Raw genomic sequence first — 11,564 nt, forward strand, 5'->3', positions numbered from 1 at the left:
AACCGAACAAAGACTAAGATAAACTATGGCAACAGGAACAAAAGAACTACACTTAGAGGAACACATTGAGCAACACCTGGTAACAAAATATGGCTACCATGAGCTGCACACCAGCCTTTATGATAAAGAACTTTGCCTTGTGCCTGAAGAGGTTATTGGCTTTTTAGAAGCCACACAACCGAAGCCCCTTAAAGCCCTGCGCGAGCACTACGGGGCACGAGCCGACGAGCGTATAGTTACGAACATCAGTAAGAACATAACCAAGTTTGGTACCTTGCATGTGCTGCGCGAAGGTGTAAAAGATGCCGGGCAAAAACTACGCCTGACCTACTTTAAGCCCGTGAGTGGCATGAACAAAGAGCACCAGGAGCTATACCAGGCTAATTACTTCAGCGTCATCCGCCAGTTGCAGTACTCCAAGTTCAACAGCAACTCGCTGGACCTGGTTATTTTCCTGAACGGTTTGCCATTGCTTACTTCCGAGCTCAAAAACGCTCTTACCGGCCAATACCTGACCGACGCCATACGCCAGTACCGCGAAGACCGTGATCCTAAAGAGCCGCTCTTTGCTTATAAGCGCTGCCTGGTGCACTTTGCCGTCAGCACCGAAAAAGTAGCCATGGCTACCAAGTTGGCCGGCCTAAAAACATTCTTCCTGCCTTTTAATCAGGACGTAGAAAACCCTGTGAACCCTAACGGCTTCAAGACCGAATACCTGTGGGACGACGTTTGGGCACCTGATTCGCTGCTGGACCTGGTGCAGAACTTCGTGAATGAGCAGACCGACCAGGAAGTATACTTCAATGAAAAGGAAGGCAAACTGGATATTAAAAAGTCAGAAAAGCTGATCTTTCCGCGCTATCACCAGCGCAAAGCTGTTTACAAGCTCCTTAATGCCGTAGCGCACGAAGGCGTAGGGCATCGCTACCTGATCAAGCACTCTGCGGGTTCGGGCAAGTCCAATACCATTTCTTGGCTGGCGCACCGTCTGTCTAACTTCTTCCAGAACCAAACCGACGAAAAATCGCTGTTTGACTCGGTGATTGTGGTAACAGATCGCCGCGTACTAAACAAGCAGCTGATTGCTAACATTAAGCAGTTTGAGCAGGTACCGGGCGTTATTGCCGCCATAGACGAGAAACAGCCGGGCGCAGAACTGAAAAAGGCGATAGAAGAAGGCAGCCGTATCATCATTACCACGCTGCAAAAGTTCCCTGTAATATCCGATACCATTGCTCGTCACCCCGACAGGCGCTATGCTGTGATCATAGACGAGGCTCATAGCTCACAGTCGGGGGAATCGGCACGCCACCTGCGCAAATCCCTTAGCCTGAACGAAGCTGAGCAGGAAGACCAGCAAGAAAAAGAACTGGATGATCTTGTATTAGATGAGATCCAGAGCCGTGGCCGTCAAAACAACGTGTCGTTCTTCGCCTTTACTGCTACGCCAAAACCGAAGACAATTGAGCTCTTCGGTACAAAGGTAGATGGTAAGCTAGAGCCGTTTGATGAGTACACCATGCGTCAGGCCATTGCCGAAGGCTTTATTCTGGATGTGCTGGGTAACTATACGCCGTTTAAACGCTACTATAAACTAGCCAAACGCAGCAGCTCTGATGACAAGGAGTATGAAACGCGCAAAGCCGTGCGCCTGCTCACGTCTTACGTAGACCTGCAGGACCACGCCATTGAGTTGAAGTCGCGCATCATGCTGGAGCACTTTGTTAGCAAAACAGCAAACGAAATTAATGGTCGTGCACGCGCCATGGTCGTTACTCGTTCTAGGCTGCATGCCGTGCGTTACAAGTGCAAGTTCGATGCCCTGATGCAGGAAATGAAGCTGCCTTACAGAGCCTTGGTAGCTTTCTCTGGAACCGTGCATGATGCTGAAACAGGCATGGATTATACCGAAACCAGTATGAACGACCTGGGTGGCAACATCAGCATACCCGATGCGCTTAAGCTGCCGCAAAACCGCATTCTGATTGTGGCTAACAAGTACCAAACTGGCTTTGATGAGCCTTTGCTGCACACGATGTTCGTGGACAAGAAGTTGGGTGGCGTAAACACGGTACAAACCCTGAGCCGTCTGAACCGCACTACTTCTGGCAAGGGTGGTACGATGGTGCTTGACTTTGTGAATGATCCGGAAGACATTCAGGCTGACTTCCAGGACTACTTCGACCTGAACTTTATGGCCGAAGATAACCAGACCGATCCGAACACGCTTTATGATTTGCAGACTGAGATCAGCTTGCAGGGTGTCGTGACCAGTGTGGAGCTGGAGGCCTATGCAGAAGTGTTCTTCCGTAAAGGTGATAACAAACAGCTGCTGCAACCACTACTGGGTACTGCCTTGAAGCGCTTTACCGACGAGCTGGAGGAAGATGCTCAGGACAAGTTCCGCGCCGATGCCCGCGACTTTGTGCGCCTCTACAAGTTCCTGAGCCAGATCATCACTTTCTCGGATGTGGAGCTGGAGAAGCTTTACGTATTCCTGAACCACCTGCTGAAAGTGTTGCCACTAAAAGGCAGCGACCTGCCGCAGGAAGTTCTGAATGAGGTGCAGCTGGATAGTTACAAAATTCAGCAGCAGGGCCAGCAAAATATTACTTTAGTGGAAGAGCCGGCTGAGTTGTATGGCCAAACTCGTAGTGGCGGAGGTAACGGAAGTGATGAGTTACGCGACCTGCTCTCTAACATCATCAAAACCCTAAATGACACCTATGGTCTGGAATTGACTGATGATGACAAACTAGACTTCGAACAAATACGGAACCGCCTGGAAAGTGACCAGGAGTTACTGGGCATCTTCAACCCCAACAACTCCCGCGAGAACATCAAAGACAAGTTCAACGATGTGCTGGACCAGGCCCTGCTTGACTTCATAGATACTAAGCTGGACCTGTATAACAAGCTGTCGGAAGACAAGGCAAACGCTACGTTGAAGCGCCTGTGGTTTAACTCATTGTATGATGCCAGAATTAGAGGGCTAGGCAAATAAGATTATGAGATTCGAAGTAGATTATTATGAACCCGCCAGCCCCTACTATGTGGAGGTGAAAGACAATACGCCCTATCCTTTTCCTTTTATGAAGGCAGAATATTCGGAGGGGTTTATAGAGTACGTCACGTACAAAACCACTATTTATGTCAGCGGCAAGCGAAAAGTGGTGAAGCACCATGATCCAAGAACTATACCTGGTACTAGATTGCTAAAAGATAATAACTGGGTAAACAAGCGTAGACATTCTAATTATTCAGCCCAATACAAATTTATAGTAATTGATACACATGCCCGTGAGGTAGCTGCGCTATACCTGGACGAAGTGGAACACAGTGGCACCTATGATTTAGTGCTTAAAGGCGGTAATTGGTGCTTAGAAGGTGAGGGTACCTACGAGAAAAGCACTTATGCCGGCTTCCTGATACAAGAGGTGTCTGTGGAAGAAATCAAAAAGATGAAACAAGAGGCAAAGGTCTCTTAAGTTAATTAATAGCTCTTGCAGATAAAAGCACATCCTAATAGACTAGCTATTTTAAGCTTTATCCTTACTTAACTTATGATTTCTTTAAACGAATTAACCATACTTCCTGGTCGTGGTGCAGCTGTGCTTTGCCGTGTTATAGGTGAATATATTGAACAACTGCAGGAGCTGCCTTTTAGCTTTAAAGATCGTCATGCCATTGGTGGCAATTGCTGGCTGATAGCCTTTATTAAAGAAAAAGATACAGCCCTGCATGATTTCCTAAAGCAGAAACAATCCCGGACAGAAGCTTACATCTTTCGCGCTAAAATTGAGCAAGACGGCACCCTTATCAGAATGCCGGATATTCAGCTTCCGTCTTTTATTTTAAACCAGACATTAGCTATAAAAGACGACGTGTTGTACCTGGGTGGTTTTGAGGTAGTGCGGGAGAATAAGAAGAATTTTAGTAAAGTAAATAAAGGCGAAATGGCCGGCTTCTTTGACCTGACGCTGGAAGAGCCAGTTTGGCACTCGCTGCCGCTGCCTATTGATATGCAGGAAGGTAAAAGTATAGACGATGTGTTGGTGTATGATGATAAGCTGGTGTTGGTAGATAACATCATGTACCCAAAATACTTGTTTGAGTATGATATTACCGATCCGCTGTCACCAGTAGCTACTAAAACTATAGACTTGCCCAACAATGGTACTTACGAGCACATACACCGGGGAAGTATAAACAGCAACTGGATGGCTCTGCTTTCCGGAGGTGTTGGCAGAGCAGGTTCGAGCGAGTATGTGTCTGTGTTCAGTCTGCCAAACTATGAGCAGGTTTTTACTATAGATTATCTTCGCTCTGCCTTTGATATGCTAGAGTCAGATAAGTTTACATCGCTTGAACAGGAGCTTGAAAAAGCCAGAAATACTGTAACGCTGTACGACTTCGCTATTGCCGGTGATAATGTGTTGATAGCTTGCGGACATCATGGAATTGGCAGGTTTGCTTTGCCCGAACTCTTGCAACAGTATCAGGAAAAGCAGAACCAGATAGAAGCAGAGTTTAAAGATGTGAATCGGTATTCAAGGTATACATATGGGCGCAGTTATGAGCTTTCTGGTATCTACCAAGATAGCCAGCATTTGTGCAAAGTGCCAGAGTTGGAGGAAGTGCACAAACTGGTGCCGCTGACGGATGGGCGGGTAGTTGCTGTTAGCTATGGTGAAACAAACCTGAAGCTAGAGTATAAGGTGTTGCAGTTTTAATATTCTCTAAGAAAATATCCTATGAACAATCTGCCCTTTTTAGAAGAGAACCTGGAACTGTTGCTGCAGCATACCGATGAGATTGTACAGGTGCCTGCTTATTACCATAGTCGTATAATGTTTGCTGCGGAACCTAAGGGGACAAAGCGTTTAGGAAGCGCATTACTGGGGCCTTTCCTGGAGTTCTGGAAACAAGTGCCGGTAAACAGAGCTGGAAAACTTTTGCTCACTTATGAATTGCTCGGTAACACAGTGCGAAACTTGGAAATGTACCGCGAGCTGTATCCCGATTTAGTTGAAAAGAAAAAGTTTCCACAAGATGATTTAGAGATAGAAAGCGGGTTTCGTTACAAAAAGCCTATGCCTGGTATATCACGCTATCAGCTGGAGGACATATTTTACCGCTACATGCTGCAGTTTAACAAACAAAACCTGCCGATGGGAGCTCCTTTAGAAATGGTGGTGCAGGAGTTAAAGGAAGGCAAACTGCTGCATGAACGGGTAAGCCAGAAGTATGGTGTAGTCCGAGAAAAACTGATAAGCGCTGTTGTCAAAGTAACAGGAACCAACGACCTATACTATGTACCTGATCCTACAATTAATCCTTCACATAAATTTTCTCCTGACTGGAAGCCACAGCAGCAGCCTGTAACCTTTAGGGTAGAGCAGGAGCACGATATGCGCCTGACAATTTACCTGATGATAGAAGTACATGTCCGGAATATGGATGTACATGTTGTTACAGGCAAGCGTTTGTCTGCTACAGCGCTTAACGATATGATGCTGGATACTATAGCTGAACTCAATCCATTACTCGAGAGCCATGGGTTTTTCAAGCAAAAAACTACTACATCTGTGTATGGTGGTGGATTGGAAGCACTGTATTCTGCTCAAATTAATTCTCCGGATGAAGTGCTTACACCATTATATCTAGATGCATTTGGTGATTTGATTTGGCAGATGTATGCTGTTATTAAGGAAAAGGGGTTGTTGCCTAAACGTGTTATTAACTGAATCTCATTAATATAAGAGCTTGTCACATAGCACCATCGGCAAAAGTATATTCCCTGTTTATAACATAAAAATTTACCTATGAACCTGGAATTAGATACTTTCCTTTCTGTTACAAGAAACATTCTGGCAGAAAGAAACACAGAATTAGCTGAGCTAAGACGTATGCCGAACAGTGATATTCTGGAGTTTGGAGCCGATGAATATAATGCAGTTATTAATGCTAAACTGGATTTTGTTGGGGTGTTTACAGATTTTGTTGTAATGTGCGCCATACTACTTAATGAAGGGAAAAGCGTCGGGGAAGTTCTAGGAGAATTAATGCGCAGAAGTGATGATACTTATGACAGGTTTAATATTGCCATTACCCAGCTTTGCTGCGAGGTTATACTTGAAAAATACCTTTATATTGACCTGGACAGCCTATTAAAATAATGGCTCGCTAAACACCTTTTCATACTTCAATATTCATTTTACTTATGAATACTATAATACTTCACATTCCGCATTCTTCTACAACTATACCTTTAACCGATGGCTATACTCATAACTCGGAAACAATTGATCGGGAAGTGAACCTGCTTACAGATTGGTTTACGGACGAGCTTTTTGCACATGAAAATGCTATCCGTATAGTTTCTCCTTTCTCCAGGGTATTCTGCGATGTGGAACGCTTTCCGGATGATGCCGATGAGGTGATGGCACAATATGGCATGGGCATGCTTTATACCAAAACTGACGATGGGCTAGAGTTGAGGAATGTAAATGCGATGCTAAGAGAGCGCATAAAAAGAGATTTTTATGATCACCATCATGCTGCTTTTTTAAAGGCCGTTGATGAAGCATTGGCTGCGAACGGGGAAGTGCTCATCCTGGATTGCCACTCTTACCGCGATGTGCCGTTTAACCGCGACCTGATCAAAAAGCAGCCAAGGCCGGACTTTAATATTGGTACAGATGCCTATCATACGACAGATAATTTGCGGCAATTTTCACTGGAATTTTTCTCATCTAGTGGGTATTCTATTTTAGATAATGACCCTTATGCCGGTGCTATAACGCCACTTAAGTATTACCAGGAAGACAAACGGGTAAAATCTATTATGCTGGAGATTAACAGGAAGCTCTACATGCAGCAAACAGACGCTGAAATGCCTTTGAAGTCTGAAAATTTTGATAGCGTTCAGACTCTTATATATGCCTTCATAGACGGGCTATTACGGTGTAAACTATAACTGATTTTTGAAATTTGCTTCAGGTCGTTTTACTAGTTGACAACATGGAGCGAGTTGTTCATCACCGGTTAACTTCAGTAGGCTCTATTCGATTATCTTAGGGGCCTAAGTAAAGTAGTAAACTAAACAAAATCCAAGTGTGTATAGCGGTGTTTTTGATATTTTATAGAGATTGGAGGAAAGAGCGATATCAGCCATGAAATTGTTGGCTAAAAACAGGATTAAAGCAGGAGTAGAGAAAGGTGTAATTCAACGCCGGAAACCGTAGAAGATGCCTATTCCGGACTACAGAATTTTGTGATTTCACACCTTGTAATTTGTATCTGAAAATTTGCGTTAAAACAGCTATAGTCCTCATACGGAAACAGCCCCCTTACCACTTAAAAGTAGTCTGCAGAATTACCTAAAATGCGGAACAGAAATTGTGTGCGGAAATGCGTGTAACTTTCTGTAACAGCCTTTCCGGCTACGGAAAAATGTTCCGCTATTAAACGTGATCCTGCCTGTTGCGGAAGCTAAAGCCCACCGGTGTTTTTCCGGCTTGGTTTTACAAGTGCGGAGTTTCCATTCTTACGGTTACAACCTGCTTAAACGGACCCGCTTACACCTTCATTTTCCCCGTTTGGTTCCGGTGCATCAATTAAGCAATATGCGGACTGTCTTCCGTTGCACTTTTCAGTAAAATTTAGCTGAATGATCTGGTGGTTTTCTGATTGTGTCAAACATGCTCCTTTTTTGGTCTTGTGGAGCGGAAACACGGGAATTGCATTTTTGCCATGTTTTCCGGACTTTAAAAGTGTGTGTAACTAATTGATACAACGTGGTTTGTGTCTGTTTTAGGAGCTATGATTTTACCTGTTTTTCAATACCATTGAGCGGACAGTATTTTTACTGAATCCGCATGATCTTTCTGAAAACTATAGTTTCCGGCGTGTTTCCGCACGTAAAAACCCCATACTCCGCTAGCTAATTTGCCTGTTTCCGGCAAGCCTAAAAAGGGTTGTAACTGTCTGTGCGCACGTAACTTACCTATCCGCAAAAGTGTCCGCAAACCATGGGGCTGAAGCTCAAATACAGAAAAATGCTTTTTTACCGCAAAACCTGCTTTTCCGTCGTGTCCGCAACTACCATCAACACTTCTATAATCGCGCGCACCTGCGCATGATGCTCGCGTGTATGCGCGCACGCGAGCATCGTTCTCAATTTTCATTTCTATCTCTTTTGCATACTGCCATCGCTATTTTGGTCTCCCGAGATGGGTTAAAAAAATATTTTATCCGGAAATAAAACAAATATTACAAAGGCGTTGTATAATGTATTTTAAATATTACCTTTGGGTAAAATATATAATTCGCTACCCAAGATGGAAGAGACAGAACTACCAGAAACAGACGCTGCGGATTTTACGCTGCAGCTGGACTTGCAGGAAATGGAGCAAATACCCGAACTCTACGAAAAGCTGCGTGAGCCGATTTTTTCGCTGAAGCAAACCGGTATTGCCCCCAAGCTGTATGTAGACTGGAAGAAAGCCGGACTGGCACCCAAGACCGAAGAACAGTCCTGGACCAAGCTTAGTTTTCTGGAATACCTGTGGCTGAAGATGGCCAAAGAACTGCGTGAGCTTGGCTTGCCGCTGGCGCGGGTAAAAGCCTTGCGAGAGTACTTGTTTGCTGTACAGGAAATACCGGCTGATGCACTTACGCCAGAGATGATCGCCAAAGTGCGCGACGAGCTCAGCAAAGTGATGTCCCCCAAGCAGGTGGAAGCTTTTATTGCGGAACAACTGAGCGGTCAAGTGCAGGCCGCCCAAGCAAGTTACGGTGTGCAGCTTTGCTTGCTCGAATCCCTTATTTATGCAGCGCTGTACCGCAAGCAGGAAGCCGGTATCCTGATCTTTCCTTCAGGCGATCTGGCACCATGGCTGGACGAGATGCAGGGCATGGGACCGGAAGGGCAGGTTCTTTTAGGTAAAACGCATGTATTCTTATCCATTACTCAACACTTAGCAGCTTTTATTCTGGATGAAGACAAAGCCGACTACATTCCGCGTTTGTCGCTTCTCTCAGAAGAAGAATTACAGGTGGTAAGAGCGATCCGAAATAAAAGCTTCCGGCAGGTAACCATCACTTTTGATGAAAAGCGCCAGATTACGCTTCGCACTACTTCAGACGGGCATCTGGATGAATCAGTATCAAAGCAATTAATCGAAACGCTGGCCCTCAGGAATTACCAGTCAGTTGAATTAGAAAACCGTGGTGGGTCTAAGCTAAATTTTACCAAAGAACACCGCCGCCGAATTTAGTACTTAGTAATTTCTTACAGTAGCTTACTCTTTCCAGACGCAGATCAGGTAAGAGCTAAGGATAGCAGTCGCCCCGCATCCTAACGTACAAGCCCGCCCTGGTACCGGTAGCCCCGGACTTGTGGCACTGGCAACCATAAAAGTGAAAACCTTAACTAAAACTCAACAACAGAAAAACCAACGACCAAACAGTAAACACAAACAAGCACAGCCGAAAGGCAAAGTAAGCGCGGCTAATGCTGAAGAACTTGAAGCAGCAGAACAGCTGAGCGCTTATGAAAACTACTACAAGCAGTTATCAGAAGAAGTAGAAACGATAGAGCGACATGTACGCGAGCTTAGGCAGACACCAGGACTGGAGCATCTGACTGAAGAAGAAGTGCACGCACAGGTAGACTTTATGCTTCGCTTTAGCGCCTGGGTGTTTAACCAACATCAGCAGGAACAGCCGATAGCTATCATAGTTGAAGACGATGAAATAGAGGCTAAATCAGCTAACGTTTCTAAAGTGCAAAAGCCAAAAGGCCAGAGTAACAAAAAAGTAACAAAGTCCCTATCCCGTTAACCAGAATAGAACATGAAAAAGCAAACCACAGCAGCTGTACTTGAAGTAGATAAGGCTGCACCAATGAAAAAGAAGTCAGCTACGAAATCTACTGCAAAAGCAGCTACAAATAAGTCTGTACAAGCTAAAAAACCAGCTGCACTTCGCGCTGCTACAGGGAAAGGGAACGAGCTAAGCATCTTTGCACGGCCATTGCAGAAGGGTAGTAAGAAAGCCGCACCGCGCGGCAAGGTAGCTATCATCTACACCCGCGTATCAACCAAAGAACAGGCCGAGACGAATCAAAGTTTATCAACGCAGCTAGAACGCTGTACAGCTTATGCGGAGCGCCACGGCTACCAGGTGGTGGGCAAGTTTGGCGGAACTTATGAAAGCGCTAAGTCTGACGAGCGCAAAGAATTCCAGAAAATGCTCGAGTTTGTGAAGAAAAGCAAACTGCGGGTAGGCTACATCATTGTCTACTCACACGACCGCTTTTCGCGAACAGGATCTTCAGCTATTGGTATTGTGGATGAATTAGGCCGCATGGGTATATCCGTTGTAGCGGTGACCCAGCCTGTAGACACCCAGACCGCAGCTGGTAAGCTGCAGCAGGGTATCCAGTTCCTCTTCTCGCAGTTTGATAATGACCAGCGCCGTGAAAAGTGCATGACGGGCATGGAAGCCCGCGTCAGACGTGGTTTGTGGGTAGGCAAGGTACCGATGGGGTATGATAAAGTGATTGTAGGAAAGCTAGTCGTTTTAAAACCCAACAAAACCGGAAAGTTAATACGACTAGCTTTTCAGCTCAAAGCAGAGCAAGGTTTATCCAACACAGACATCATTAAGCGTCTGAAAGCTCAGGGATTGGTGCTCTACAACCAAACTATCACAAAACTCTTTAAAAACCCCTTTTACTGCGGTTTAATCTCGCATGGCTTACTGGAAGATGGGGAAGTAGTAGAAGGCCAGCACGAGCCGCTAATCACTCGCCAGATGTTCTTAAAGGTCAATGGCCTGCAGGCGCAGAACGCGCATGGCTATACCCAAGTCAAAGAAGACGAAGAATTGCCGCTGCGTCATCACATCAAGTGTGGTAGCTGTCGTAAGCCACTTACTGGTTACGAGATGAAGAAAAAGCAGATCCATTATTATAAGTGCAACACCATTGGCTGCAAGCTGAATCGTAATGCTGGAAAACTGCATAACCTGTATGAAGGCTTTCTATCCGAATTAGAGATTGATCCAAGGTACTTGCCCAAGCTAGCCGAGATCATGGAAGAAACTTACTACAAGCTTACTGAAGAAAGCAGGGTAGAAGAAAAGCGGTTGACCACGCAGCACACCGAGCTCAAAAAGAAATTAGATACCCTAGAAAGAAGGTATGCCTTTGGCGAAATTGAGAAAGAACTCTTTGTCAAATTCAGTTCTGAACTGAAAGCTGAGTTGCTGGAAATCGAGCAAAATCTGGAAAAGTGTGCCCCAGCCTTATCGAACCCAAAAGAGTTTATCAAAATGGGCTTAGAAAAAGCGGTAACTATCTCACAATCATGGAGTAAATCAAATGTGCAATCCAGAAAACAGCTGCAAGCGACGATGTTTCCCGAAGGCGTATATTATGACCGTGAAATGGAGTGTTATCGAACCCAGAGAGTAAATGGATTTTTTGCCCTTTCCAGCCAGATACAGCAGTTTTTGGAGCAAAAAGAAAAAGGGAAAAGCGATCAAAATAATCACTT

At 45.1% G+C, this 11,564-nt stretch carries 10 protein-coding genes; 9 read left to right on the forward strand and 1 reads right to left on the reverse strand.

The features are described from left to right. The first annotated feature begins 25 nt into the window (after positions 1 to 25). The 6 genes from Q1A23_RS18005 to Q1A23_RS18030 all read left to right on the forward strand — a co-directional run bounded on the left by Q1A23_RS18005 (position 26) and on the right by Q1A23_RS18030 (position 6,979). The gene (locus Q1A23_RS18005) at positions 26 to 3,004 is read left to right on the forward strand and encodes a DEAD/DEAH box helicase family protein (RefSeq protein ID WP_299826011.1); all 2,979 of its coding nucleotides are present in this window, start codon (positions 26 to 28) and stop codon (positions 3,002 to 3,004) included. A gap of 4 nt (positions 3,005 to 3,008) precedes the next feature. After that, complete coding sequence (locus Q1A23_RS18010; protein WP_299826013.1) at positions 3,009 to 3,488, forward strand: hypothetical protein; 480 nt, start codon at positions 3,009 to 3,011, stop codon at positions 3,486 to 3,488. A gap of 75 nt (positions 3,489 to 3,563) precedes the next feature. Continuing rightward, a complete protein-coding gene (locus tag Q1A23_RS18015; RefSeq protein WP_299826015.1) occupies positions 3,564 to 4,733 on the forward strand; it encodes a hypothetical protein in 1,170 nt (389 codons plus the stop codon). Between the two features lie 21 nt (positions 4,734 to 4,754). Then, positions 4,755 to 5,747 carry a hypothetical protein gene (locus Q1A23_RS18020; protein WP_299826017.1) on the forward strand — a complete coding sequence of 331 codons (993 nt, stop codon included), beginning with the start codon at positions 4,755 to 4,757 and terminating at the stop codon, positions 5,745 to 5,747. A 78-nt stretch (positions 5,748 to 5,825) separates the two neighbouring features. Continuing rightward, positions 5,826 to 6,179: a hypothetical protein gene (locus Q1A23_RS18025; protein ID WP_299826019.1), complete on the forward strand. Its 354-nt coding sequence runs from the start codon at positions 5,826 to 5,828 to the stop codon at positions 6,177 to 6,179. A gap of 44 nt (positions 6,180 to 6,223) precedes the next feature. Continuing rightward, on the forward strand, positions 6,224 to 6,979 hold the full coding sequence (locus Q1A23_RS18030) for an N-formylglutamate amidohydrolase (RefSeq protein ID WP_299826020.1): 756 nt from the start codon (positions 6,224 to 6,226) through the stop codon (positions 6,977 to 6,979). 862 nt (positions 6,980 to 7,841) lie between these two features. Here Q1A23_RS18030 and Q1A23_RS18035 read toward each other — a convergent pair. After that, a complete protein-coding gene (locus Q1A23_RS18035; RefSeq protein ID WP_299826022.1) occupies positions 7,842 to 8,189 on the reverse strand; it encodes a hypothetical protein in 348 nt (115 codons plus the stop codon). Positions 8,190 to 8,342: 153 nt separating this feature from the next. Here Q1A23_RS18035 and Q1A23_RS18040 point away from each other — a divergent pair, with 153 nt between their 5' ends. The 3 genes from Q1A23_RS18040 to Q1A23_RS18050 form a co-directional block, all read left to right on the forward strand. Then, entirely contained in the window at positions 8,343 to 9,281 is a 939-nt protein-coding gene (locus tag Q1A23_RS18040) for a hypothetical protein (RefSeq protein ID WP_299826024.1), read from the forward strand. Between the two features lie 142 nt (positions 9,282 to 9,423). Then, positions 9,424 to 9,846 carry a hypothetical protein gene (locus tag Q1A23_RS18045; RefSeq protein ID WP_299826026.1) on the forward strand — a complete coding sequence of 141 codons (423 nt, stop codon included), beginning with the start codon at positions 9,424 to 9,426 and terminating at the stop codon, positions 9,844 to 9,846. Positions 9,847 to 9,858: 12 nt separating this feature from the next. Beyond that, positions 9,859 to 11,564, forward strand: a 1,706-nt coding sequence (locus Q1A23_RS18050; RefSeq protein ID WP_299826028.1) for a recombinase family protein, incomplete at its 3' end; no start/stop codon positions are given.

Source organism: uncultured Pontibacter sp., from assembly GCF_947492645.1.
GTDB lineage: Bacteria > Bacteroidota > Bacteroidia > Cytophagales > Hymenobacteraceae > Pontibacter.